Source organism: Nocardiopsis alborubida (assembly GCF_012396365.1).
Lineage (GTDB): Bacteria > Actinomycetota > Actinomycetes > Streptosporangiales > Streptosporangiaceae > Nocardiopsis > Nocardiopsis alborubida.
On sequence record NZ_JAAXPG010000033.1, the window covers coordinates 49,167 to 75,124 of the forward strand.

Annotated in this window: 21 protein-coding genes and 1 pseudogene; 16 read left to right on the forward strand and 6 right to left on the reverse strand. The window is 71.7% G+C overall.

Annotated features, from left to right (window positions below; genetic code table 11):
• Positions 1–18 precede the first annotated feature (18 nt).
• Complete coding sequence (gene lnt, locus HGB44_RS26760) at positions 19–1,761, forward strand: apolipoprotein N-acyltransferase (RefSeq protein ID WP_061082495.1); 1,743 nt, start codon at positions 19–21, stop codon at positions 1,759–1,761.
• A 197-nt stretch (positions 1,762–1,958) separates the two neighbouring features.
• Positions 1,959–2,519, forward strand: coding sequence for an FxsA family protein (locus tag HGB44_RS26765; protein WP_061082494.1), 561 nt, complete (start codon positions 1,959–1,961; stop codon positions 2,517–2,519).
• Between the two features lie 45 nt (positions 2,520–2,564).
• Here HGB44_RS26765 and HGB44_RS26770 read toward each other — a convergent pair whose 3' ends face one another.
• Entirely contained in the window at positions 2,565–3,044 is a 480-nt protein-coding gene (locus tag HGB44_RS26770) for a nucleoside deaminase (RefSeq protein WP_061082493.1), read from the reverse strand.
• Positions 3,045–3,389: 345 nt separating this feature from the next.
• Entirely contained in the window at positions 3,390–5,981 is a 2,592-nt protein-coding gene (locus HGB44_RS26775) for an HAD-IC family P-type ATPase (RefSeq protein WP_061082492.1), read from the reverse strand.
• Between the two features lie 299 nt (positions 5,982–6,280).
• Between HGB44_RS26775 and HGB44_RS26780 the strand changes: the two genes are divergently transcribed.
• Positions 6,281–7,093: an NRDE family protein gene (locus tag HGB44_RS26780; RefSeq protein WP_061082491.1), complete on the forward strand. Its 813-nt coding sequence runs from the start codon at positions 6,281–6,283 to the stop codon at positions 7,091–7,093.
• Positions 7,094–7,180: 87 nt separating this feature from the next.
• Here the strand turns inward: HGB44_RS26780 and HGB44_RS32910 are convergent, their stop codons facing one another.
• Both HGB44_RS32910 and HGB44_RS26785 read right to left on the reverse strand, forming a co-directional pair.
• A complete protein-coding gene (locus tag HGB44_RS32910) occupies positions 7,181–7,594 on the reverse strand; it encodes a ricin-type beta-trefoil lectin domain protein (RefSeq protein ID WP_455430062.1) in 414 nt (137 codons plus the stop codon).
• A pseudogene (locus HGB44_RS26785) lies at positions 7,583–8,446 on the reverse strand (glycoside hydrolase family 16 protein); the annotation flags it as partial. The pseudogene HGB44_RS26785 and the gene HGB44_RS32910, both read right to left, overlap by 12 nt.
• 487 nt (positions 8,447–8,933) lie before the next feature.
• Here HGB44_RS26785 and HGB44_RS26790 point away from each other — a divergent pair.
• Both HGB44_RS26790 and HGB44_RS26795 read left to right on the forward strand, forming a co-directional pair.
• Complete coding sequence (locus tag HGB44_RS26790; protein ID WP_231972574.1) at positions 8,934–9,143, forward strand: hypothetical protein; 210 nt, start codon at positions 8,934–8,936, stop codon at positions 9,141–9,143.
• A gap of 229 nt (positions 9,144–9,372) precedes the next feature.
• Positions 9,373–9,555, forward strand: a complete 183-nt coding sequence (locus tag HGB44_RS26795; protein WP_061082512.1) for a hypothetical protein — start codon at positions 9,373–9,375, stop codon at positions 9,553–9,555.
• A 182-nt stretch (positions 9,556–9,737) separates the two neighbouring features.
• Here the strand turns inward: HGB44_RS26795 and HGB44_RS26800 are convergent, their stop codons facing one another.
• Positions 9,738–10,118 carry a hypothetical protein gene (locus tag HGB44_RS26800; protein WP_061082488.1) on the reverse strand — a complete coding sequence of 127 codons (381 nt, stop codon included), beginning with the start codon at positions 10,116–10,118 and terminating at the stop codon, positions 9,738–9,740.
• Positions 10,119–10,240: 122 nt separating this feature from the next.
• On the opposite strand from HGB44_RS26800, the gene HGB44_RS26805 reads away from it, so the two are divergent.
• The 4 genes from HGB44_RS26805 (at position 10,241) to HGB44_RS26820 (ending at position 14,014) form a co-directional block, all read left to right on the forward strand.
• Positions 10,241–10,441, forward strand: coding sequence for a DUF397 domain-containing protein (locus HGB44_RS26805; RefSeq protein WP_061082487.1), 201 nt, complete (start codon positions 10,241–10,243; stop codon positions 10,439–10,441).
• Positions 10,442–10,728: 287 nt separating this feature from the next.
• Positions 10,729–11,952, forward strand: coding sequence for a cysteine--1-D-myo-inosityl 2-amino-2-deoxy-alpha-D-glucopyranoside ligase (mshC, locus tag HGB44_RS26810; protein WP_082768538.1), 1,224 nt, complete (start codon positions 10,729–10,731; stop codon positions 11,950–11,952).
• A 221-nt stretch (positions 11,953–12,173) separates the two neighbouring features.
• On the forward strand, positions 12,174–13,430 hold the full coding sequence (locus HGB44_RS26815; RefSeq protein WP_061082485.1) for a hypothetical protein: 1,257 nt from the start codon (positions 12,174–12,176) through the stop codon (positions 13,428–13,430).
• Between the two features lie 173 nt (positions 13,431–13,603).
• Positions 13,604–14,014, forward strand: coding sequence for an ABATE domain-containing protein (locus HGB44_RS26820; protein WP_061082484.1), 411 nt, complete (start codon positions 13,604–13,606; stop codon positions 14,012–14,014).
• Between the two features lie 99 nt (positions 14,015–14,113).
• On the opposite strand, the gene HGB44_RS26825 is transcribed toward HGB44_RS26820, so the two are convergent.
• Positions 14,114–14,953: a PAC2 family protein gene (locus HGB44_RS26825; RefSeq protein ID WP_061082483.1), complete on the reverse strand. Its 840-nt coding sequence runs from the start codon at positions 14,951–14,953 to the stop codon at positions 14,114–14,116.
• Between the two features lie 280 nt (positions 14,954–15,233).
• On the opposite strand from HGB44_RS26825, the gene metH reads away from it, so the two are divergent.
• From metH to HGB44_RS26860, 7 genes are all read left to right on the forward strand, one after another.
• A complete protein-coding gene (gene metH / locus HGB44_RS26830) occupies positions 15,234–18,704 on the forward strand; it encodes a methionine synthase (RefSeq protein ID WP_082768537.1) in 3,471 nt (1,156 codons plus the stop codon).
• Positions 18,705–19,038: 334 nt separating this feature from the next.
• On the forward strand, positions 19,039–19,752 hold the full coding sequence (locus tag HGB44_RS26835) for an HAD family hydrolase (RefSeq protein ID WP_061082482.1): 714 nt from the start codon (positions 19,039–19,041) through the stop codon (positions 19,750–19,752).
• Between the two features lie 248 nt (positions 19,753–20,000).
• Positions 20,001–20,516 (forward strand): putative manganese transporter, encoded by a 516-nt coding sequence (locus tag HGB44_RS26840; RefSeq protein WP_231972689.1) that lies wholly within the window; start codon positions 20,001–20,003, stop codon positions 20,514–20,516.
• A 639-nt stretch (positions 20,517–21,155) separates the two neighbouring features.
• Positions 21,156–22,202 (forward strand): ABC transporter permease, encoded by a 1,047-nt coding sequence (locus HGB44_RS26845; protein ID WP_061083714.1) that lies wholly within the window; start codon positions 21,156–21,158, stop codon positions 22,200–22,202.
• A gap of 98 nt (positions 22,203–22,300) precedes the next feature.
• Positions 22,301–24,049, forward strand: coding sequence for an ABC transporter substrate-binding protein (locus HGB44_RS26850; RefSeq protein ID WP_061083713.1), 1,749 nt, complete (start codon positions 22,301–22,303; stop codon positions 24,047–24,049).
• A gap of 90 nt (positions 24,050–24,139) precedes the next feature.
• The gene (locus tag HGB44_RS26855; RefSeq protein WP_061083712.1) at positions 24,140–25,153 is read left to right on the forward strand and encodes an ABC transporter permease; all 1,014 of its coding nucleotides are present in this window, start codon (positions 24,140–24,142) and stop codon (positions 25,151–25,153) included.
• A gap of 45 nt (positions 25,154–25,198) precedes the next feature.
• Positions 25,199–25,958: ABC transporter ATP-binding protein (locus tag HGB44_RS26860; protein WP_168444154.1), on the forward strand; the 760-nt coding region annotated here is incomplete at its 3' end.

A 25,958-nucleotide genomic window follows, 5' to 3' on the forward strand; every position in this document is an offset into this window, starting at 1 on the left:
GGAAAGCGAGCACCCCACGTGGTTGCCGAGCACACCGAGCAGGGCAGCGCCCACGGCTCCGACAGACCCTCGCCGGAACCGGTGGGGCGGGAGCGGACGGCGAACCCGGCACGCTCCTCCGTCTCCGCCTTCGCACTGGGACACCGCTGGGGGCGCCACGACCTGCTGTGGCGGGTGCTCGCCGCGGTCGGATCCGGTCTCGCCCAGCTCTTCGCGCTGCCGCCCTACGGCCTGTGGTGGCTGGGCCCCCTCAGCGCCGCGCTGCTCGCCCTCGCCGTCGCCGGAAGCCGGATGCGCCGCGCCGCCTGGCTCGGCGCCCTGTCCGGGGCCGCGCTCATGGTGCCGCTGGTGCACTGGCAGGACATCTTCGGCATCGACGTGTGGCTGCTCATCGCCGGAGCCGAGACCGTCTACTTCCTCCCCATGGCGATGGCCCTGGCGCTGGCCATGCGCCTGCCGGGCTGGCCGCTGTGGACCGCGGCCCTGTGGGTGGCCCAGGAGGCCCTGCGAGCCCGCTGGCCGCTGGGCGGCTTCCCCTGGGGCAAGCTCGCCTTCGCCCAGCCCGACACGCCCTTCGTCGGCTACGCCGCTCTCGGCTCCTCGGCACTGGTGACCTTCGCGGTCGCCCTCACCGGCGGCCTTCTGCTGTGGAGCGCGCTGCGGCTGGCGGCGGGGGCCCGGTGGGCCGGACGCGGTGATCGGAACGACGATCGGGACGACCGAAACGATCAGAACGCGCCGCGGGCGACGGACACGCGGAAGGGCGGCCCGCCGCGGTCCGGCTGGGTCCCGGCCGCCCTCGGACTGGTCGCGGGTGCGGCCGTCGTCGTCGGCGGCACGCTGGCCCCCGCGATCGGCCGTCCCGACGTCTCCCACACCGTCACCGTCGGCATGGTCCAGGGCAACGTGCCCAACGTCGGACAGATGTCCATCGCGGGCGAGCGCATGCAGGTCCTCAACAACCACGCCGACGGGGTCCACGAGCTCGCCGACGCCGTCCGCGCGGGGGAGTACCCCCGGCCGGACATGGTGCTGCTGCCGGAGAACGCCAGCGACATCGACCCCTTCCGCGACCCCCAGGCGCGCGAGATCATCGACGCCGCCGCGGCCGACGCGGGCGTCCCCCTGCTGTGGGGCATGAGCCGCTTCAACGACGACGGAACCCGGTACGTCAGCAGCGTGGTCTGGGACCCTGAGGCCGGACCGGGCGAGATCTACGACAAGCGCTACCTGGTGCCGTTCGGCGAGTACGTCCCCTTCCGCGACTTCTTCACGCAGTTCGTGTCCCGCCTCCAGCAGGTCAGCTCCGACGCCGTCCCCGGCAGCGAGCCCGGGGCCCTGGCCGTGGGCGACACCACCCTGGCCGTGGGCATCTGCTTCGACGTGGCCTTCGACCTCCCGGTGCGCGAGTCCGTCGCCGCGGGCGGACAGGTCATCGTGATCCCCACCAACAACGCCAACTACAACTTCACCGGCCAGACCAACCAGCAGCTGGCCATCACCCAGCTGCGCGCCGTCGAGCACGGGCGTCCGGCGGTGGTCGTCTCCACGAGTGGCGTCAGCGCGGTGGTCAACCCCGACGGGACCCTGGCCTACAGCTCGCCCGAGGGGGTGCCTGACATCCACGTGGCCGAGTTGGAGGCGATGGAGGGCACCACGGTCGCGACCCGTCTCGGCGCGGTGCCGGAGGCCCTCCTGAGCGCTCTGGGGCTGGGTGCGGCGGTCGTGGCGGTTGTCCTGACGCGCCGTCGTCGTGTCTGAGCGGGAGGGACGGGCGGGTACGCCGACACAGCCGCACGCCTGACGTCGTGGTGGCTGAGGGGGGACGCCCGCGTCGCGGCTGGGAGGGCCGCGTCCGCATCGCCTCCGAGAGGAACACGCCCGGGGGAACCCTGGCGCCCGCGCGCGCGTTCTCTCCTGTAGGGAGCTCCCGCCGATGACCCGGAGGATGGTTACGCATGCCGCTGCTGACAGTGCTGGCGCTGATGGCGCTGCCGTTCCTCGAAGTGTGGCTGATGATCGCCGTCGGCGGTTGGATCGGCGTTCCGTGGACGCTGGCCGCGCTGGTCTCGCTGATGGTCCTGGGCGTGGCCGTGCTGCGCCGGGCCGGGACCAGGGCCTTCCGGGACGCGGACCAGGCCATGCGTTCGGGCGAGCAGCCGCGCGGCGGCCTGCTCGACCCGCTGATGCTCATGGCGGGCGGCATCCTGCTCGTGATCCCCGGGTTCATCACCGCCGTGCTCGGCCTGCTGATGGTCCTCCCCTTCACCCGTCCCGTCCTGCGCTGGGCCTTCGCCTCCTGGGCGCAGCGCCGTGTGCGCGGGATGCAGGAGCGGATGAACGAGGAGTTCGTCGTCCGCGGGTCCACCGCCCCCGGCCCGGGGGCGGGTCCGGCAGCGGGGCCGTTCGGTCCCGGCCAGAGCCCGTTCGGTCCCCGGGCCGACGGGGACGCCGCCCCGAAGAACCGGGGCCGCGTCATCCAGGGGCAGTTCGAGCCCAGCGACGACGACAGGAACTGACCGGGCTCACCCCGCTGACCGCGCTGTAGGCGGTCGGAGCTGGTGTCAGCTCCGGCTGTGGAAGCGGGCCTGTAGAGACCGCACCCGCGTGACCAGGGAGTCCACCGGGCCCTCCACCGCGATTCCGGGTACGACCTCGCCGATCGGCAGGGCCCGCACCGGCGCCGGGGGCACGCCCCACTCCTCCAGCCACGAGACGAGCTGCGCCGAGGAGCTCACGTAGACGATCCGGTCCAGACCCGCCCAGCCGTGGGCGGCCGAGCACATGGGGCAGTGCTCCCCGGAGGTGTAGACGGTCGCCGCCGCCCGTTCGGCGGGGCTCAGGTGGGTGGTCGACCACCGGGCGATGGCGAACTCCGGGTGCTGTGTCGGGTCGCCCCCGGCGACGCGGTTGCGGTCCTCGAAGAGCACTGTTCCCGCCCGGGACACCAGCACCGAACCGAAGGGCTCGTCACCCGCCTCCAGGGCCTCCTCGGCCAGATCGACCGCGCGCCGCAGGTGGCGCATGTCGGTTTCGCTCAGCATGCTCCCTGTCCTTTCTCCTCGCTCTCTCCCGGGCTCCGCCGTGGAACCCGCGTAGCCCCCGGCCCCGCAGAGGGAACGTCCACGCCCTGCCTTCTGGGGCCGTGCGACGGTCGGGGGCAGGGGGCTTGCGGGCGAGTGGACGGCCACGGATGCCGGTCCGGTCCACGACACCCTCCGGGAGCTTCCCGCCGGTCCGGGCTCCACGGGTGGGTGGTCGGGCTCCGCGGAGGGCTCAACCCCCTACGGGGCACCGCCACGGGAGGCTCCACGCCGGCTCTCGGGGGTGAACCGTAACCGGCTGTCCCGCTTCAGCCTCCTGCGGCGGGCCGCTCGCCCGGGTTCCTCCTACACCGGCTCAGGAGTGCGTTCCTCGGTCTCGCGCTCGTCCTCCCTCTCCGCCTCACGCGCCTCGGACCGGGCCATCATCCGGTCGTCCACCACCCGGATCACCGTGATCACCACGATCGCCACACCCGCCACGGCCAGACCGGTCAGCACCTTGGTCGGATCGCTCACGTCCAGGTCGAAGAACCACTGCCCCAGCGGTGTCACCATCGCCAGCGTCAACAGGCCCACCATGGAGCCCACCATCAGCACCTTCCACCACACGTACGGCTTGGCCACCAGCAGCAGCACCCACAGCGTCGTCGCGCACAGCGTGATGACCACCGCCGTCCGGTCGGCCGGGTCGGGCACCGTCCGGCCGCCCAGCACCAGCAGGTAGGTCGTCACCGCGGCGAAGCCCGCCACCATGCCCGAGGGGATCGCCAGCCGCAGCGTCCGCATCACGAACCCCGGACGGGCGATGTCGGTGTTGGGCGCCAGCGCCAGGAAGAACGACGGGATACCGAACGTCACCGCGTTGATGAGCGTCGCGTGGCGGGGGAAGAACGGGTAGGCCACAGCAAGCAGGCCCACGATGATCGCCAGCGTCATCGTGTACACGGTCTTGGTCAGGAACAGGTTGGCCACCCGCTCGATGTTGCCGATGACCCGGCGGCCCTCGGCCACCACGCGCGGCAGCACCGCGAACCGGTTGTCCAGCAGCACCAGCTGGGCCACCGACCGCGACGCCGGGCTCCCCGAGCCCATCGCCACGCCGATGTCGGCCTCCTTCAGCGCCAGCACGTCGTTGACGCCGTCGCCGGTCATCGCCACGGTGTGCCCGCGGTCGCGCAGACCCTTGACCATGTCGCGCTTGCGCTCGGGCGTCACCCGGCCGAACGCGGAGCGCTCCTCCACCTCGCGGGCCAGCTCGTCGCCGTCCTCCGGCAGCGCCCGCGCGTCCACCGGCTGGTCCGCGCCCGCCAGTCCCAGCTCACGGCCCACCGCGCCCACCGACGCCGCGTGGTCGCCCGAGACGATCTTGACGCCCACGCCCTGTTCCTCGAAGTAGTCCAGGGTCGGACCGGCGTCCTCGCGCAGCCTCTGGTCCAGCACCACCAGGGCCACCGGCAGCACGGTCCCGGGCGCCTCGTCGGAGTCCACCCGCACCGACGCGCGGGCCAGCAGCAGCACCCGGTGGCCCTGCGCGCCCAGGCGGGCCGCCTCGGCGGCCGCCGGGTCCCGCGGGGAGGCCAGTACGTCGGCCGCGCCCAGCACCCAGTGCTCCTCGCCACCGGAGGTCAGGAAGCTGGCCCCGCTCCACTTGCGGGCGGACGAGAACGGCGCCAGCGCCGAGAGCGTCCAGTCGGGCGCCGCCTGGCCCGCGGCCTCGCACCCGCGCGCGATCGCCGCCATGCTCGCGTTGTGGTCGGGGTCGCTGGCCGCAAGCGCCGCCAGCACGAGCGAGGGGGACGCCTCACCGCCGTGCCCGCCCAGGTCGCGGATCCCGGCCAGCTTCATGCCCGCCTCGGTCAGCGTGCCCGTCTTGTCGGTGCACACCACGTCCACGCGGGCCAGGCCCTCGATCGCGGGCAGCTCCTGCACCAGGCACTTGTGCCGCCCCAGCCGGATCACCCCGACCGCGAACGCGATGCTGGTGAGCAGGACCAGACCCTCGGGGATCATCGACACCAGGGCCGCGACCATGCTGCGCAGGGCGTCCGCCAGCGGGCCGGAGATCTGGCCGCCCGCGGTCGACTCCTCCAGGCCCACGTGCCCGCCCAGGACCAGCTGGCTGTAGATCAGCAGGGCGCCGATCGGGAACAGCGCGTAGGTGATCCAGGTCAGGATGCGGTTGATGCCCGACCGCAGCTCCGAGTGCACCAGCGAGAAGCGGCTCGCCTCCTCGGCCAGCCGCGCCGCGTAGGCGTGCCGCCCCACCTTGGTGGCCCGGAACCGGCCGGTGCCCGCCACCACGAAGCTGCCCGACATCACGGTGTCCCCGGGCCGCTTGACCACGGGGTCGGCCTCGCCGGTCAGCAGCGACTCGTCGACCTCCAGCCCCCCGGCCCAGGTGACGGTGCCGTCGACCACGATCTGGTCGCCCACGCCCACCTCCAGGACCTCGTCCAGGACGATCTCCTGCGTGGCCACGCGCACGGTGGCGCCGTCGCGCACCACCCGGGGCCGGGCGGCGTTGACGATGGCGAGCTTGTCCAGGGTGCGCTTGGCCCGCAGCTCCTGGACGATGCCGATCAGCGTGTTGAAGAGGATGACCATCGCGAACAGGCCATCCTGCACCGGGCCGATCACGGCGATGATCGAGAACAGCACCGCGACCATGGCGTTGATCCGGGTGAACACGTTGCCGCGGATGATCTGGCCGACCGTGCGGCTCGCGCGCACGGGGACGTCGTTGGTCCGCCCCGCCGACACCCGCTCGGCGACCTGCTGACCGGTCAGGCCGGTCTCGGGCGGAGGCCCCGACGGGCCCTTGGGACCTGCGGGGACAGGATCGGCGGAGGCCCCGGCGGGGGCTTGGGGAACCGCGTCCTGCGGCCTGTCCGCGGTGCTGTCCGCACCGCCGTCGGTCCGGTCGGGTTGCTCGGGCACGCACTACTCCTGTGTGGTCCGGGAAACGAGACGGGCGGGAGGCGCCTTGGACGCGGCATCCGCCCCGCACACGCGAAGGGTGAGGGAGACTACAGACTAGAAGACTCCCGGACCAGGAACAGGCACACCGTCCCCCCGGACGCCGGTGGTGCCCGCACCACCCGGGCCCGTGCGGAGCGCCGCCGAGGGTCCCCTCCGGGTACGGTTGCGTCTACCTCTTGTCCACATCCCCGTTCCGCCCGCACCGTCGCGGGGACCGCACCACACCGGGGACCCACAGCAAAGGTCACAAGGTCGTCATGTGCACCGTCATCGTCGGCTTCGACCCCGGCGCGGACACGCCCCTGGTCATCGCCGCGCTCAGGGACGAGATGTCCTCCCGTCCCTGGGACCGGCCCGCCCGCCACTGGCCCGACCGGCCCGACCTCGTCGGCGGCCGTGACCGCCTCGCCGGGGGCACCTGGCTGGCGGTGGACCCGACGGGCCCGCGCACGGCGGCCCTGCTCAACGGCTGGCCCTGGGACGGGCGCATGCCCTGGGAGGGCACCTACCCGGCCAGCCGGGGCGAACTGCCGCTGCGCGCCCTCGCGCACGCGGGCAGGAACCCGGGCCGCGACCCGCTGCACGGCGACGACCCCACCCTCTACGCGCCCTTCCACCTGCTGGACGCCGACGCCCACCGGGCCGGACTGCGCAGCTGGGACGGCCGGTGCCTGGACACCCGTCCGCTGCCGGTCGGCGTGAGCATGGTGGTCAACACCGGGCTGGACCCGGACGGCCCGCGCGCCGCCCGCCACACGCCCGAGTTCGCGCGCACCCGACCCGACCCGGCCGACCTGTCCCGCGCGAAGGGGGTGGAGGAGATCTGGGGGGAGTGGCCGCGCCTGGTCAACGAGGCCGCCAACTCCGCGCCCCGCTCGGCGGGCCCCGACGAGTCCGGCGACCCGACGGGCCTGGTCGCCCGCGCCGACCTGGGCGGGGGCAGGACGTGGGAGACCGGGTCGGTGACCCTGCTGGCCATGGACCGCGAGACCGTGCGCTACGCCTTCACCGACGCCCCGGCCGACCCCGGGGCGTGGCGGATGGTGGACACGTCGGCCCCCCGGGGCTGAGGGGCGGATGCCGCTGTTGGACTGAGAGGCGGCGGGGCGGAGCGCCGCCCGCCGGAGGGGGTCGGCGGGCGGCGCTGGGGAGAGGGGTCAGCCGTTCAGGCTCCAGCGCTGGACGGCGCTGCCGTCACAGTCGGCGATCACCATGCGGGTGCCGTCGCTCTGCGCCCGGCCCTGGGGTTGCAGGCAGCGGCCCGACTGCGGGTTGCGCAGGGCCTGCGTCCCGCTGTCGTGGGTCCACCGCTGCGCGCCGGTTCCGTTGCAGGTCCACAGCTGTACCGGAGTGCCCGCGGCGGTGGCGCCGCCCGCCACGTCCAGGCACTTGTTGAACGCCCGCAGAGTGCCGTCGGCGCCCTCGGTCCACTGCTGGGCCTGGTTGCCGTTGCAGTGCGCCAGCTGGATCGGGGTCCCGTCGCCCGTCGCGGCCCCGGCCACGTCGAGGCAGATGCCGTTGGAGGCGGTGATCGTACCGGTACCGCCGGAGCCGCCGCCGTCCGAGTAGATCCGGACGTAGTCGACGAGCATCTGCTGGGGGAACTGGGTGGTGCCGTCGGGGTATCCGGGCCAGTTCCCGCCCACGGCGATGTTGAGGATCATGAAGAAGGGCTGGTCGTAGACCCAGGGGTTTCCGCGCGTGTCGGCCGGGGTGTAGGTCTGGTAGGCGTTGCCGCCCACGGACCAGGTGATGGAGCCGGGGCTCCAGTCGACGGCGAAGGTGTGGAAGTCGTCGGCGAAGGACCAGCCCTGGGGGTGCATGTAGGAGCCGGTCAGGGGGTTGCCCCCGGAGTAGCCGGGGCCGTGGAGGCTGCCGTGGACCATGTGGGGTTCGCGGCCGATGTTCTCCATGATGTCGATCTCGCCGGAGTCGGGCCAGGGGGTGTCGGGGAAGTCGGCGCCGAGCATCCAGAAGGCGGGCCAGATGCCCTGGCCGCGGGGGATCTTGATGCGTGCCTCGATGCGGCCGTAGGCGTGTTCGACCTTGTTCTGGGTGGTCATGCGTGCGGAGGTGTAGCTGCCGTCCGCTTCCTGGCGTGCGGTGATGACGAGGTTGCCGTTGCCGTCGAGGGCGGAGTTGGCGCGGTTGTCGGTGTAGTTCTGGAGTTCGTTGTTGCCCCAGCCGTGGTCGCCGGTCTCGTGGTTCCAGTTGGCGGGGTCGGGGGCGCTTCCGGCGGCGCCGTCGAACTCGTCGGACCACACCAGGGCCGCCTGGGCGGCTTCGGCGGACGCAGGAGCCGCCGCGTCCTCGGGGACGGGGGCGGCCGCCACGGCCCCTGCCGGGACCAGGAGTGCGGCGGCGGTGAGGAAGGACAGGGCTGCGGAGACGAGGGTCCTGCGGGGCCGGTACGCGGTGCGCATGGGCTACTCCGGGGGGAAGCCCCGCCGCGGCGGGGCGGTGACGGGCGGAGTCGGTCCGGCGCACGGCGTGCGCGCGTCGGACCAGGTGGGCGACTGCGCGCAGTCGCCGTGTTACGCAACGAATCTAATTGGTAAGTTACTGTACGTTTAGTCTCCCTTCGGCACAAGGGGTGTGAACGGGAGAAGGACGGCGGGGCGGGAGGCGTCCGCGGTCGGACGTGGTCGGGCCCTGGTCCCGAAGGCGGACACGTGAGGCCTCGATGCGCCAACTCTGTGCATTCCGGACGGAGCAACGGGTAGGGGACAGGAACACCGTGGAACGCTTCCTCTCCGTTCCCCGTTGACCTGGTGTGGAGCGAAAGAATTCCGGAACCGCGCTGGAGGCGGGCTACGGGACCGTGTTCACGGTGAACCCGGGGCGCGGAGGCAGCGTCACACCGTGACCCGGGGTACCCCACAACCGCCGACCCACCCCGAAGGACCGCCCATGAGCGCTATGCCCGTCCGTGACCAGGCCGCCCCGTCCCACCACGTCCCGAGCTCGCGCGGAGCTCGCCGCGAGGTGTCCCGCGCTCGGTGGCGACTCCGCGCGATCCAGGCCGACATCGTCGAGTTCGGTCCCGCCGGGGACCCCGACCTGGTGCGCGCGGCCGAGGCGCTGGACCTGCTGGAACTCGCGGACGCGGCCCGGCCCTGACCCGGAGCGGTCGGCCGAGGGCCGGCCCCCTCCTGTTCGGCACTGACCGGGATGGATGTGCGTTGTCGGCCCTGGCCAGGGCGGGCGTGCGTCACCGGTGCGCATAACCGTCGTCACACCCCCAGGCCGTGACGGCGTGTCAACCCCGAGAGTGACCGCGGCGTCTCAGAGAGAGACGGCGCGCGCCGTCAGGCTCGCGTGGAAACACGCGTTCACGGCAGGGGGCATGATGGAGGGCCGTAACGGCAACCTGGTGGAGAGCGGAGCGTACTGGCTCCTCTACGTCGTCTCGGTCAGCGGCGCTCTGCTGCACTGGCGCCTGGGCAACGAGGGCATGGCCGCCCTGTGCGCCGCCGTGGCCGTGTTCGGCGCCCTCCTCATCAGCAGAAGGCACCACGACCTCGCCGCGTGAGCCCCGGGCCTCCGGCCCCGGCCCCGGTCCGTTCGGCCCCTCGTCGTGGGTTCCACGGCCCGTCTCGCTCCGTCCCCTTCGGGGACGATCACCACGTGCGGTGCCCACCCTCCCGCGCGTCCGGACACAGCACGAGGGACCGCCGCTCCCCGGTTCGGCGGTCCCTCGTGTTCCGTCATCCGCTAGCCGTTCCTGTCCCGCCTGTGCGGCAGGGGTGGGACGTATCCCGCGCGGGTCTCGATCACCTGGTCCAGCAACAGGTCGAGCCTGTCCCGCTGGACGTACTTCCAGGTTCCGCGCCGGCCCTGCCAGCCCCACGTCCAGCCGTCCTTGAGTCCGATGGAGACGTTTCCCAGGTAGGCGGGGCCGATGAGGGCGCGGTCGACGTCCGCGCCCCACGTCCAGGGGAAGCGCCTCCATTCCAGGGTGAAGGCGAGTCCTCGCTGTGAGAGGAAGGCGTCGCGGGCTTCGGTGAAGGGGTTTCGTTGTGTGTTCGCGTCATCACGTCTCCCATGCTCATGGTGCGTCGCGGAGAGGGCGGGAAGGCCGCGAGCGCGGACCACCTGACCGGTAATGTCGTCTACGGCGAAACTGACGACTTCGATCGACTGTCGGAACTGGTCAAGCGCGCGTTCGCGTTAGCACTCCCCGCCCAGCAGTCGCGAAAGGTACTGGAGGAACTACTGTGGGTGACTGGCGCAAGTCCAGCTACAGCAACACGGGTGGTCAGTGTGTCGAGGTCCGGGACACTCCTCAGGGCGCGGACGTTCGCGACACCGTCAACCGTGAAGCCGGGCACCTGACGTTCCCCGCGTCGGAGTGGACCGCGCTGCTGCGCACCGAGGCGCGCCAGGGCCCGCGCGGAGCGCAGGACCGGATGCCCTGACACGACCCGGGACCAGCGAGGGACCCCCACTCCGATGACGGGTGGGGGTTCTCGTCCTGTGCGGGGTCAGCCCGTGTGCCGCCGAACCCCTGCGAACCGGACAGCGTCACTCAACTCACCTGCCTCCCCGGCCGCGTGAGCCCCACAATCCCGCACCTGCGCGTTCGCGCACTTCGCCGCACGGGTACCGCCCGACTTATTCCCGCCCTTTCTGGGGCGATCATCACGCGCGGTGTCCGCCCTCCCGCGCACGCCTCTCGCACGCCCGTCCGGATAGGCTGCGCGGTATGCGTTCATGGTCTGCGCCTGACATCGTTCCCCTGCCGGGTACCGGCGGTCCCCTCCGTATCCACGACACCGCCACCGGCCGGATAAGGACGACGACGCCGGGCCCCCGGGCGGGGATGTACGCCTGCGGCATCACGCCCTACGACGCCGCCCACCTGGGCCACGCCTTCACCTACCTGACCTTCGACCTGGTCAACCGGGTCTGGCGCGACGCCGGGCACGACGTCAACTACGTGCAGAACACCACCGACATCGACGACCCGCTGCTGGAGCGCGCGGAGGCCACCGGCGTCGACTGGCGCGACCTCGCCCACCGCGAGATCGACGTCTTCCGCGAGGACATGGCCGCCCTGCGGATCATCCCCCCGACCTCCTACGTCGGCGTGGTGGAGTCCGTCGACCTCATCAGCGACCTCGCCGCCCGCATCCGCGACACCGGCGCCGCCTACGAGCTGGACGGGGACCTGTACTTCTCCGTCGCCGAGGCCCCCGAGTTCGGCGAGATCAGCCACCTGAGCCGTGAGCAGATGCTGGAACTGTTCGGCGAACGCGGCGGCGACCCGAAGCGCACCGACAAGAAGGACCCGCTCGACTGGCTGCTGTGGCGCGCCGAGCGCCCCGGCGAACCCGCCTGGGACAGCCCCCTGGGCCGCGGACGTCCCGGCTGGCACATCGAGTGCAGCGCCATCGCCCTGGACCGGCTCGGCCCGGCCTTCGACCTCAACGGCGGCGGCAGCGACCTGATCTTCCCCCACCACGAGATGGGCGCGGCCGAGACCCGGTGTGCCACGGGCGGACCCAACGCCCACAACCACCTGCACGTGGGCATGGTCGGCCTCAACGGCGAGAAGATGTCCAAGTCCCTGGGCAACCTGGTGTTCGTCTCCAAGCTGCGCCAGCAGGGCGTCGACCCGGCCGTCATCCGCCTGGCCATGCTCGGCCACCACTACCGCGCCCCCTGGGAGTGGACCGACGCCGAACTCCCCGCCGCCACCGCCCGCGCCGACCGCTGGCGCGCCGCCCTGGCACTGGGTGCGGCGCCCGACGCCGCCCCGGTGCTCGCCGCCGTGCGCACGGCCCTGGCCGAGGACCTGGACTCCCCGGCCGCCCTGGCCGCTGTGGACGCCTGGGCCGACGCCGCCCTCGGCGAGGGCGGCACCGACACTGGCGCGCCCGCCCTGGTCCGCGCCACCGTCGACACCCTGCTGGGCGTGCGCCTGTAACGGCTGCCGCGGTGATCTTGTACCTATAGCCGATCTCGGCGGTCGAGACTCGCTATAGGTACAAGATCACCGCAGGTCAGGGCGGCACGCATCACACCGGTCACACCTTCGTCCGGCCCGGAAGCCGAGCCCCGGCGCCGCGTTGCCCGGCCGCGTACAGGGGCCGCCCGAGGCCCTCGCACACCGGAAAACCGTCGGTGGGCGCTGCCACAATCCGGGACATGCAGACAGGACCGGACGTACTCCACACCACCGACTGGACCCGTACCCTCCACGCCTACGGTTCCGGCGCCGACGCCCCCGGGCACCTCGCCCTCCTGCTCACCGGCGACGCGCACGAGCGCGGGTGCGCGCTGGACCACATCCACAGCGCGCTCCTGCACCAGGGCACGGTCTACCCGGCCACCGTCCCGGCCGCCCTGTTCGTCGCCGGGATCCTGGACCGCCCCGAACTCGACGACCCGGGCCCCGGAGCTGCGGACACCGGAGCGGCGGGCGCCGCCCCGGGCCCCCTGCGCCGCGTCCTGCTGGACTTCCTGGCCGGGGCGGCCGAGGGCGCGCTGCGCCAGACGCCCTCGGGCCCCGTGCCCGAGCTCCCCGCCGGGGCCGAGCTGGACCGGGTGTACGCCGCGCTGGCCTCCGACGACGAGGACGAGGCGGTCGGGGTGTGGGAGACCCCCGCCGTGGACGCGCTCATGCTCCGGGTGGGCCCGGACATGCGCGCGGCCGCCCCCGCGCTGTACGCGGCGGTCGAACCCCACCTCACCGCCCCCGACGCGGGCACCCGCATGTGCGCGGTGGAGGCAGCCGCGGCCCTGGCCCGGCTCGGCGGGACGGAGCCGGACCTGTCCGGGGCCGCCGACATGGCCGAGACCCGCGACGAGGGCGCGGTGATCGTCCTGGCCCTGGGCGCCTGCGGCGGCGACACCACGGAGTTCCTCACCCACGCCGACCCCGCCATCCGCGCCTGCGCCGCGCTGGCGCCCGGGCAGCGCGCCAACCCCGCGGCCACCGCGGAGCTGGTCGCCGCGCTCGCCGACCCGGACGCCGCCGACACCTGGTTCACCAGGCGCCCCGCCCACTTCACCGGCCACGTCCGTTTCGCCCTGGTCCGGGAACTCGCCGAGCGCTCCACCGCCGAGGACGCCGCGCGCCTGCTCCCGGTGCTGCGCGCGCTGGCCCCGCTGACCTCGCCCCCCACCGCCGCGGCCGACGCCGGGCCGCTGCTGGACCTGGTCTTCCGGGGTGCCGACGCGGGTCCCGAGGCAGGCCCCGCCGGCCCGGCGGAGCCGCCCGCGGCAGGTCCCGCCGCTCCGCGCGACCCCGCGGAGCTCACCGCCGTCCAACGCGACTACCTCCGGGTCCTGGCCGACCAGGACGGCTTCTGGGGCGGCCGGTTCGCCGGCTTCCTGGTCGTGCTCGCCCGGCTGGGGCTTCCCCGCGAGCGCCACGAGCTCCGCGCGCTGCTCGGGGCCTGAGCCGGGCGGGCGCGGAGCCCCGCGGCGACCGGACCGGAAACCACTGCGACCGTGGACCACCGTGACCGTTTCGTCCCCGACCGTCTTGTTATGCGCGTGCACGGTGACCACCTGTGGCCACGGGCGCGCGAAAACGCCGGTATCCGGGTCCCGGCCGTGGTGGGATAGCCCTCATGACGACCCCCACGCGGCACAGCACGGCCGCCGACCTCATCGCGGACTTCGTCTCCACCGGTGGCAGGCTCACCGACCGGGCCGACCTCGCACGGTTCCTGCGCGAGCACCGCCTGGCCACCGAGGGCGCCATCCCCATCACCCTCGCCGACCTCGACGAGGCCATCGCCCTGCGCGACGGCATCCGGGCGGTCCTGGAGCGCAGGGCCGAACCCGACCACGAGGCCATCGCCCGGGGTCAGAAGGTCCTGGACGGCCTGCGCGTCACCGTGCGCCTCCAGGCCTCGCGCGAGGCCCCCGTGCCGCTGGCCCCCGCGGTCGTGGACGAGGTCCGCCGCGGGCTGGCCCGCATCGCCGGGGCCTGGGCCGTGGTGCTGTCCACGGGGGAGTGGCGCCACATACGGGTCTGAGCGGGTCCGCGGCGCACGGGAGACGGCGTTTCGCACCGCTCTCCACCGGCCGGGGCGTCGGGTGCGGACCCGGGGCGCACACGGCGACCCGCCGGGGGCTCAGCCCTCGTCGTGGCGGCGCAGGTAGCGCTCGAAGTCCCGGGCGATCGCGTCACCGGATGCCTCCGGCAGGTCGGCGGTGTCCTTGGCCTCCTCCAGGCCGCGCACGTACGCCGCGATGTCCTCGTCCTCGGCGGTGAGCTCGTTGACGTTGGACTCCCACGCCACCGCGTCCTCGGGCAGGTCGCCCAGCGGTACCCGCGCGCCCAGGAAGTCCTCCACCCACGCCAGCAGCGCCAGGGAGGCCTTCGGGCACGGCGGCTGGGCGACGTAGTGGGGGATGGCCGCCCACAGCGACGCGGTCTCGATCCCCACCGCGCTGAACGCCTCGTGCACCACGCCCACGATCCCGGTCGGGCCCGAGTAGGTGGTCGCCTCCAGCCCCAGAGCCGCGCCCAGCTCCACGGGCGAGGCCATCCCGGTCACCGGGATCGGCCGCGTGTGCGGGGCGTCCGCCAGCAGCGAGCCCAACATCACCATCCGGGTGACGCCCAGCTCCCGCGCCACGGCCAGCAGGTCGGCGGCGTAGGAGCGCCACCGCATGTTCGGCTCGGGGCCGGTCACCAGCACCACGTCGCGCTCCGAACCCGGCGGCGTCGCCACGCGGACCCGGGTCGTGGGCCACTCGACCTCGCCGACCACGCCGTCCACGACCGACATGCGCGGCCGGGTCACCTGGAAGTCGTAGTAGTCGTCCGGTGCCAGCGCACACAGTTCGTAGGCGCCCCACTCCCTCGACAGGTGCTCCACGGCCAGGCTGGCCGCCTCACCGGCGTCGTTCCATCCCTCGAACGCCGCCACCATCACGGGATCGACAAGCTCCCGGACGAGCTTGGTCATGTGGCTCCTCCCTGTACGCGGACGGATTCCACCCTACGGGGTGACGACCCGCCCGGGGAACCGTTCGGCGCGCTCCGCCGGAGGGCCCGGCGCCCGCGCGGCGGGACACCTGTCTCATCTGGTGGAACAGCCGATGGGATAACCTCACAGACAGCGACTGACAAGGACACCGCCGTCCCCGGACGACCGACCCGCCCCCGCACCGCGGGTCCGCCCAGTGCCACGCGTCACGGGGACACCAACTGGGCCGCCGCGGTGCTCCGACATAGAGTTGCCAGATATGAGAGCCAGCCCCACCTTCCGCGAAACGCTGTCCCGCCGTGTGGTCGTGGCGGACGGAGCGATGGGCACCATGCTCCACGCACACGATCTCGACCTCGACCAGTTCGAGGGGCACGAGGGATGCAACGACATCCTCAACCTCACCCGTCCCGACATCGTCCGCGACACCCATGCCGCCTTTCTTGCCGTGGGCTCGGACGCCATCGAGACGAACACCTTCTCCGCCAACCTCGGCGGACTCGCCGAGTACGGCATCGAGGACCGCACCTACGAGATCGCCCAGGCGGGAGCGCAGGTGGCCCGCGAGGCCGCCGACGCCTACTCCACCCCCGACCAGCCCCGCTACGTCCTCGGGTCCGTGGGCCCGGGAAACCGGCTGCCCACCCTGGGCCACGCGCCCTACGCCCTGCTGCGCGACTACTACGAGCAGTGCGCGCGCGGCCTGATCGACGGCGGATCCGACGCCATCCTCATCGAGACCTGCCAGGACCTGCTCCAGGTCAAGGCCGCCGTGGTGGCCGCCCAGCGCGCCCGCCGGGCCGCGGGCAGGGACGTCCCGATCATCGCCCAGGTCAGCATCGAGACCAACGGCACCATGCTGCTCGGCTCCGAGATCGGCGCCGCGCTGACCTCCCTGGAACCGCTGGGCATCGACGTCATCGGCCTCAACTGCTCCACCGGCCCCGCCGAGATGAGCGAGCACCTGCGCTACCTGTCGCACCACTCGCCCATCCCCATCTCCTGCATGCCCAACGCGGGCCTGCCGGAACTGGGCCCCAACGGCGCGGTCTACAACCTCACGCCCGCCGAGCTGGCCGACGCCCACGACACCTTCACCTCCGAGTTCGGCCTGAGCCTGGTCGGCGGCTGCTGCGGCACCACCCCCGAGCACCTGCGCCACGTGGTGGAGCGCGTCCAGGGCCGCGGCGTCAAGAACCGCAAACCCCTGGTGGAGTCGGCGTCCTCCTCCCTCTACCAGAGCGTGCCCTTCCGCCAGGACGCCAGCTACCTGGCCGTGGGCGAGCGCACCAACGCCAACGGCTCCAGGAAGTTCCGCGACGCCATGCTGGAGGGCCGCTGGGACGACTGCGTGGAGATCGCCCGGGACCAGATCCGCGACGGGGCCCACCTGCTCGACCTCAACATCGACTACGTGGGCCGCGACGGGGTCGGCGACATGCGCGAGCTGGCCTCGCGCCTGGCCACCTCCTCCACCCTGCCGGTCATGCTCGACTCGACCGAGCCGCCCGTCCTGGAGGCGGGCCTGGAGTCCCTCGGCGGCAGGAGCGTGGTCAACTCGGTCAACTACGAGGACGGCGACGGCCCCGACTCCCGCTTCACCCGCATCATGGGACTGGTCAAGGAGCACGGCGCCGCCGTCGTTGGCCTGTGCATCGACGAGGAGGGCCAGGCCCGCACCGCCGAGTGGAAGGTGCGCGTGGCCACCCGCCTCATCGAGGAGATCACCGGCGAGTGGGGGCTGCGCACCGGCGACATCATCATCGACTGCCTCACCTTCCCCATCACCACCGGGCAGGAGGAGACCCGCCGCGACGGCCTGGAGACGATCAACGCCATCCGCGAGCTCAAGCGGCTCTACCCGGAGGTGCAGACCACCCTGGGCCTGTCCAACCTGTCCTTCGGCCTCAACCCGGCCGCCCGCATCGTGCTGAACTCGGTGTTCCTGCACGAGGCGGTCCAGGCGGGGCTGGACTCGGCGATCGTGCACGCCTCCAAGATCGTGCCGATCAACCAGATCCCCGAGGAGCAGCGCGAGGTCGCCCTCGACATGGTCTACGACCGGCGCGAGGGCGACTACGACCCCCTCTCGCGGTTCATGGAGATGTTCGAGGGCGTGGACGCCAAGTCCATGAAGGCCTCCCGCGCCGAGGAGCTGGCCGCCCTGCCGCTGTGGGAGCGACTGGAGCGGCGCATCATCGACGGCGAGATGGCCGGGATCGAGGCCGACCTCGACGAGGCCCTGGAGTCCAAGCCCGCCCTGGCCATCGTCAACGACACGCTGCTCTCGGGCATGAAGACCGTCGGCGAGCTGTTCGGCTCCGGCCAGATGCAGCTGCCCTTCGTCCTCAAGTCCGCCGAGGTCATGAAGGGCGCCGTCGCCTACCTCGAACCCCACATGGAGAAGAGCGACGACGACGGCAAGGGCCGTATCGTCCTGGCCACCGTCAAGGGCGACGTCCACGACATCGGCAAGAACCTCGTGGACATCATCCTGTCCAACAACGGCTACGACGTGGTCAACATCGGCATCAAGCAGCCGGTGTCGTCGATCCTGGAGGCCGCCGAGGAGCAGCGCGCCGACGTGATCGGCATGTCCGGCCTGCTGGTCAAGTCCACGGTGATCATGAAGGAGAACCTGGAGGAGATGAACTCCAGGGGCCTGTCCGAGCGCTTCCCGGTCCTGCTGGGCGGCGCCGCGCTCACCCGCTCCTACGTGGAGCAGGACCTGGCCGAGGTCTTCGACGGCCACGTGCGCTACGCCAAGGACGCCTTCGAGGGCCTGCGCCTGATGGACGCGTTCATGGCGGTCAAGCGCGGTGAGGAGGGGGCCGAGCTGCCCGCCCTGCGCCAGCGCCGGGTCAAGTCCGGGGCCAGGCTCAAGGTGACCGAGCCCGAGGAGATGCCCGCCCGCAGCGACGTGTCGACCACCAACCGGATCCCCGAGCCGCCCTTCTGGGGCGACCGGATCAGCAAGGGCGTCCCGCTGGCCGACTACGCCGCCTTCCTCGACGAACGCGCCACCTTCATGGGCCAGTGGGGGCTCAAGGCCGCCCGTGGCGGCGAGGGCCCCAGCTACGAGGAGCTGGTGGAGACCGAGGGCCGTCCCCGGATGCGGATGTGGCTGGACCGCATCCAGACCGACGGCCTGCTGGAGGCGGCCGTGGTGCACGGCCACTACCCCTGCTACAGCGAGGGCGACGACCTGGTGGTGCTGGACGAGGAGGGCGCCGAGCGCACCCGCTTCACCTTCCCGCGCCAGCGCCGGGACCGCCACCTGTGCCTGTCCGACTTCTTCCGCCCCAAGGAGTCGGGGGAGCTGGACGTGGTGTCCTTCCAGGTGGTCACCGTGGGCCCGGCGATCAGCCGAGCCACCGCCGAGCTGTTCGCCAAGAACGCCTACCGCGACTACCTGGAGCTGCACGGATTGTCGGTGCAGCTGACCGAGGCCCTGGCCGAGTACTGGCACACCCGGGTGCGCGCGGAGCTGGGCTTCGCCGGTGAGGACCCGGCCGAGCTGGACGCGTTCTTCAAGCTCGGCTACCGGGGGGCCCGCTTCTCCCTGGGCTACGGGGCCTGCCCCGACCTGGAGGACCGTGCCAAGATCATGCGCCTGCTGGAGCCCGAGCGGGTGGGCGTGACCCTGTCGGAGGAGTTCCAGCTGGTGCCCGAGCAGGCGACCGACGCGATCGTGGTCCACCACCCGGAGGCGACCTACTTCAACGTCTGACCGGCTCGCCCGAGGCGGTCCGTGCGAGGCTGTTCGTCCGGCGCGGCCCCGCCCCCTCCGACCGGGGGGCGGGGCCGCGCGCGTGTGCGGGGGCGGCCCTCCGCGCCGCCCCCGGGGCCGTGCGCGGGCGGAAGTGTGGGGCAGCTCTCCACCCGCCGGCGTCCGAGTGTTCGTAGTGTGGAAAGGACGCCGACAGGTCCTCTTCACGGCGCGGGCGCCCCGCGTCCCGCACGATGATGACGCACAGCCCGGGTGTCCCGTGGGCCAGCGGGCAACCCATGACACACGAGGGGAGAGCGTGGCGCCGCCCGGTCCGGAAGGCGCCACCGAACCTATGAGCGAACAGAGCACGCTGAGTCCCGAAGCCTCCGGCACCGGGACGCCCCAGGCCAGACGCCTCCAGGCCGTACTCCTGGACATGGACGGCACCCTCATCGAGAGCGAGCACCTGTGGGGTGAGGCCGAGGCCGACCTGGTCGCCGAACTGGGCGGTGTGTGGACCGAGGAGGACCACCAGCGCAACGTCGGCAACGCCGCCGAGCCCGTGGGCCGCTACATCATCGACCTGACCGGTGCCCACCACCTCACCCCGCGCGAGGTCGCCGACCGCCTGTACGCGAGGTTCCGCGCCAGGCTCGCCGGAGGCGCCGACCTGCGCCCGGGGGCCAAGGAGCTGGTCACCCTGCTGTCGGAGTCCGGGGTCCCGGTGGTCCTGGTGACCTCCACCGAGAGGACGCTGGTGCAGGCGGCGATCGGCGGGATCGGCCTGGACAACTTCGACGACTCGGTGGCCGGGGACGAGGTCGAGGCGAACAAGCCCCACCCCGACCCGTACCTGAGGGCCGCCCGGCGGCTCGGCGTGGACCCCGCGCGCTGCGTCGCCTTCGAGGACTCCGTGGTCGGCGTGACCTCGGCGGCCGACGCCGGGTGCGCCACGGTCGCGGTGCCCAACCACGTGCACATCCCGCCGCGTGAGGGCGTGGTGTTCCGCGACAGCCTGGTGGGCGTGGACCTGGATTGGCTGGAGTCCCTGGTCGCCGACCGCTGAGCCGGCGAGGCGCCGCCCGGCCCCCGCGCCCGCTGGACCGGCGCCCGTAGGACCGGCGCCCGTGAGCGGGCCTCCCGTCCCGCCCCGCCTCTCCGGTCCGGCAGGGCCTCCCGCTCCGCCCCTCCCGTGCCCCGGCCGCCCGCCCGGGGCACGGGGGAGTAGCGTGGGTGGACGGGGGCCCCGCTCCGGGGCGCGCCCTAGGGGATCGACCGGATGTGTCCCGCGGCGTCGGATGGGAGACTGGACCCATGCCTGAGAACTTGACGTGGATGACCGGTCTGGTCCTGGGAGGCGGCCTCACCCTCGCGGGGCTGGTGATCTCCTTCTTCGTGTGGCGCGCCAAGGGCGCCGCCTCGGGCCTGCGCGGTGTGGCGTGGTCGCTGCTGCCGCTGGCCGCCGGTCTGATCGGGCTGATGAACGCCGTCTGGCAGTTCGCCATGAGCATCTTCGGGATCCTGGTCGGCCTGCTGTTCAACCCGGCGGTGTGGGCAGGTGTGGCCCTGGCGGGCCTGGCGGTGGTGCTCTACGTGGTCTCGGGCGTCATGCGCGCCCGTGACGTGGGCACCCGTCCCGGCAGGGCCAAGGAGCCCAAGGAGCCCAAGGCCGCCGGTGGAGCGGGGAGCGCGGCCGAACCCGGCGCGGCCCCCGCCGCTCCGCGGGCCAAGGGCACGGTGGGCCCGGCTCCCAAGAAGACCGGGGGCGCCGACGATCTCTCCGACCTGGGCGACATCGAGGAGCTGCTGCGCAAGCGCGGTATCGAGTGACCGCCGAGGGCGCGGCCCGCACACCCTCCTGACGACGGCTCCGCACCCGCGGGGCCGTCGTCCTCGCGTGCGCCGCGACCGTCACCGTACGTGTCCGCGGCCGTGTCATGACGCGCCCGTGACCGTCGCTCTCCGTGTTCGATTCGCCACACTATGACGTATAGCACTTGCCATAGTGCGCCTCTTCGGGGGTCGAACCGGTACAGATTCGGACGTATCGTGGGCGCGGCGATATACGGCGTCGCCGCAGCTCGCGGCCGGTCGTCCGATGAATGCGAACTCTGCGGCCTTTTGTTGTTATATAGGCCTTTTGACGTTGTTTGTCACGATTTAGATACATGATCGGATATTGGACACTGTGCGTTCGGATCGCGAGTAAGTTGGTCGCTGTGTAACAGCCCGGGCGCAACGGTCCCGGTGTGTCCAACTCCTCAGGTGATGTGGCACACTCCCGCGGACCGGGTCTGCGGAGGCGGGTCATCCTCCCGCCCCGCCGACACGCAAGCCCACGCCAGCCAGCGTCGAGAACCGGCCGGCCCCACCGCGCGCACCGCAGGTCACCCCTCCTTGCGGGACACACGTGTGGGTTCTGTCCCGTTCTCCTCGGCCAGAAGCGTATGAGTGGAGAGTGGTGGCCTGATGAGCGCGCCCTCGCATGCCCCCGATTCGGCGGAGCAGGCGGAGCAGAACGACGCCGTGAACGTCGCTGCGCAGGCCCACGGGGTCCGCGGAGACTCCGACAACCGGTCCCTGCGCCAGATCGCCTGGCAGCGGTTGCGCAAGGACAAGGTCGCGATGATCTCCGGCGTGGTCGTGGTCCTGCTCATCCTCGCCGCGGTCTTCGCGCCCCTCCTGGCCAAGTGGTTCGGGCACCCGCCCACCCAGTTCCACCAGGACCTGATCGACCCGGCTCTGCGTACTCCCTACCTCGACCCGGAGCGGCCGGAACTGGGCGCCGATCCCTGGGGGGGCATCAGTGCCGACCACCTGCTGGGTGTCGAGCCCACCACCGGACGCGACCTGTTCAGCCGCATCCTCTACGGCGCGCAGATCTCCCTGTTGGTGGCCTTCCTCGCCACGGTCGTGTGCGTGGCCATCGGCACCGTCATGGGCATCCTCGCCGGTTACCTCGGAGGTTGGGTCGACACCCTGATCAGCCGGGCCATGGACATCTTCCTGGCCTTTCCGCTGATGCTCTTCGCCATCGCTCTGGTCGGAGTCATCCCCGAAGGAGTCCTCGGCCTGACGGGCAACGGTCTGCGGATCGGCGTCATCGTCTTCATCATCGGCTTCTTCAACTGGCCCTACATCGCGCGCATCGTCCGGGGGCAGACGCTCTCCCTCCGCGAGCGGGAGTTCGTGGAGGCCGCCAGGAGCCTGGGCGCCAGCAACCGGCACATCCTCTTCAAGGAGATCCTGCCGAACCTGGTCACGCCGATCATCGTCTACTCGACTCTGCTCATCCCCACGAACATCCTGTTCGAGGCGGCCCTGAGCTTCCTCGGCGTCGGTATCAACCCGCCCACGCCGAGCTGGGGAAAGATGCTCTCCGAGGCGGTGCCCTTCTACCAGACGGCGCCGTACTTCATCATCATCCCGGGCATGGCGATCTTCGTCACCGTTCTGGCGTTCAACCTGTTCGGTGACGGTCTCCGGGACGCCTTCGACCCCAAGACCTCCGACTGACCCGCTGACGGCAACCGCCCCGCCCGGTCGCCAAGGCAAGGGATCCGACCACAGGTTGATCCCATCATCCCCATCAGGTTCGCAAGAGAGGCAGTTCCTTGAGGAAACGCACACTCGGCTTCGTCGCGCTGGGCGCGGCGGCGTCCATCCTCCTTTCGGCGTGCGGCGGGGGAGGCTCCGCTGGCGGTGGCTCCGCGTCGGGCAACGAGTTCGACCAGGGCTCCACCGAGGTCGTCAACGCCTCCGAGCAGACCGGCGGCACCCTGCGCTACGCCATCGAGGCCGACTTCGACTCCACGGACCCCGGCAACACCTACTACGCGTTCAACTGGAACTTCTCCCGGTACTACGCGCGTACGCTGCTGGCCTTCAACCCGGAGCCGGGTGAGAACGCCACGGACCTGGTGCCCGACATGGCCGCCGGTATGCCGGAGCCCAACGAGGACTTCACCGAGTGGACCGTCAAGATCCAGGAGGGCCTCAAGTACGAGGACGGCACTGAGATCACGGCCCAGGACATCAAGTACGGCATCGCCCGCTCCAACTTCAACGGCGGAGTGCTCTCCGAGGGGCCGCAGTACTTCAAGGCCCACCTGGACCAGGACGACCACAACGTCTACGAGGGTTCCGACCCGCTCGCGGGCTTCGACTCCATCGAGACCCCGGACGACTACACCCTGGTCTTCCACCTCAAGGAATCCTTCTCGGAGTTCCCGAACGTGCTGACCCAGCCGCAGACCGCCCCGGTGCCCATCGAGGCCGACCGCGGTGAGCTCTACCAGGAGCACGTCGTCTCCTCCGGCCCGTACAAGTTCGACGGCGACTACGAGCCCGGCGTCAAGCTCCACCTGGAGCGCAACGAGCACTGGGACCCCGAGACCGACCCGATCCGCGCGGCCCTGCCGGACCGCATCGAGGTCGAGATCGGCGTCAGCCAGGACGAGATCGACGAGCGCCTGGTCAACGGCGAGGTCGACGTCGACCTGCGCGGCGCCGGTGTGGCCCCGGCGATGAACGCCCGTCTGCTCCAGGACGAGTCCGCCCAGGGCAACCTGGACAACCCGTACTCGGGCGCGCTGCGCTACGTGAACATCCACACCCCGATCATCGAGGACGTGGCCTGCCGCCAGGCGATCATGTACGCGGCCAACCGCGACAGCATGCACCGCGCCTGGGGCGGCGAGACCGGCGGCGACATCGCCACCAACCTGCTTCCGCCGGCGATCCCCGGCTCCAACACGGAGTCGGACCTGTACCCCTCCGAGGACAACACGGGTGACCTCGAGGCGGCCCAGGCCAAGCTGGAGGAGTGCGGCGAGGCCGACGGTTTCAGCACCAACATCGCCGTCCGTGCCGAGAGCGAGAAGGACGTCCAGACCGCTGAGGCCCTCCAGGAGGCCCTGAGCCGGGTGGGCATCGAGGCTGAGATCAAGAGCTTCCCGGCCGCGGACTTCTTCGGTCAGTACGCCGGTTCGCAGGACTACGTCCGTGAGAACAACATCGGTATGAGCGTCTCGGGCTGGGGCCCGGACTGGCCGACCGGCTACGGATTCGCCTCCAAGATCACCGACGGCGAGGCCATCCAGCCGACCGGTAACTTCAACACCGCTGAGCTGGACGACCCGGAGATCAACGGCCTGTGGGACGAGGCCCTCGCCACCGAGGACCCCGAAGAGCGCGCCGGCATCTACGAGCAGATCGACACCCTGGTCATGGAGCAGGCGGCCATTCTGCCGGTCGTCTTCGACAAGGCCCTGTTCTACCGCTCCGACGAGCTCACCAACGTCTACTACCAGCCCGCGTACATGATGTACGACTTCATGGCGCTCGGTGTGGACCGCGGCTAGCCCCTCCCTACCGGCCTGAACTAGTACGAGAAGGCAGGTGAAGGCGGCGGGGGTACCACGGCCCCGTGGGTACCCCCGCCGCCGACCGCGATGCTGAACTACATTCTCCGCCGCCTCGGAGCGGGGCTGCTGCTGCTCGCCGTCGTCACGGCGGTGACCTTCTGGATCTTCTACGTCCTGCCCCGGTGGGCGGGCGTCACACCGCAGGGTATGGCCGCGATGTACGTGGGCAAGGCCCCCACGCCCGAGGCGCTCGACGCCACGGTGGAACGCCTCGGCCTCGACCAACCCGTGGCCGTACAGTTCCTGGACTTCGTCCGCAGCCTCCTGTTCGGCCAGGAGTTCACCTTCGGCCGGCAGACGGTCGAGTGCGCCGCACCCTGCCTGGGCTACTCCTTCACCACCAACAGCCCCGTGCTGCCCCAGTTGCTCGACCGCCTGCCGGTCACCGGATCGCTGGCCCTCGGCGCGGCGGTCATGTGGGTCGTCGGCGGCGTGGCCGTCGGCGTCCTGTCCGCGGTCAAGAAGGGCAGTATCTTCGACCGCCTGGCCATGAGCGTCGCCCTGATCGGCGTGTCCCTGCCCATCTACTTCACCGGTCTGCTCGCCCTGGCCTTCCTCGTGCACGAGTGGGAGCTGTTCCCGGTCTCGCGGTACGTACCCTTCACCGAGGATCCCGTCGCCTGGTTCCAGGTGATGTTCCTGCCCTGGGTGACCCTGGCCTTCCTGCACGCGGCGCAGTACGCGCGCCAGACGCGCGCGGGCATGTTGGAGACACTGGGTGAGGACTACATCCGCACCGCCCGTGCCAAGGGCCTGAGCGAAGGCCGCGTGATCTTCAAGCACGCGCTGCGCCCGACGCTGACCCCGATCGTGACCATCTTCGGCCTGGACATCGGTCTGGTCCTGGGCGGCGCGATCCTCACCGAAACGGTGTTCTCCCTCAACGGTATCGGCGCCTACGCGATCGACTCGATCATCTCCAAGGACCTGCCCGTCATCCTGGGTGTCACCCTGATGGGCGCGGTCTTCATCGTCGTTTGCAACCTCGTCGTCGACCTGCTCTACCCGGTCGTCGACCCGCGGGTGCGGGTCGCGAAGTAACTCGCGACAGCGTTGAACAGAGCAGTTCTAGCGAAGGAAAGTGACATGGCCTCGACCGAGCCCGTCGTCCGCGTGGACGACCTGCGGGTGACGTTCCCGACCATGGACGGTGACGTCCGGGCGGTGAACGGTTTGTCCTTCGAGGTGCCCGCCGGAGGCGCCCTCGGCATCGTGGGCGAGTCGGGCTCGGGCAAGAGCGTGACCTCGCTGGCCCTCATGGGCCTGCACCGGGGCAGCAAGGCGAAGATCACCGGCTCCATCGAGGTCGCGGGCCAGGACGTGGTCAGCGCCTCGGACAAGAGGCTGCGGCGGATGCGCGGCAACGACATCGCCATGGTCTTCCAGGACCCGATGCAGTCGCTGCACCCGCAGTACACGATCGGCAACCAGCTGATCGAGGCCTACCGCGTCCACCGGCCCAAGGCCTCCAAGTCCGAGGCGTACGCCCGCGCGGTGGAGTCGCTGGAGCGGGTGGGCATCCCCGAGCCCGGCAAGCGGGTCAACTCCTACCCGCACGAGTTCTCCGGCGGTATGCGCCAGCGCGTGGTCATCGCGATGGGGCTGATGTGCGAGCCCAAGGTGCTGCTGGCCGACGAGCCGACGACGGCGCTGGACGTGACGGTGCAGGCCCAGGTCCTGGACCTGCTGGACGAGCTGCGCCGTGACCTGGGCATGGGCCTGATCCTGGTCTCGCACGACCTGGCGGTGGTGGCGGGTTCGGTGGACGAGGTCGTGGTCATGCGCCACGGCGTCGCGGTCGAGCGCGGCGACGTGCGCGAGGTGCTGTCCTCACCCCGGCACCCCT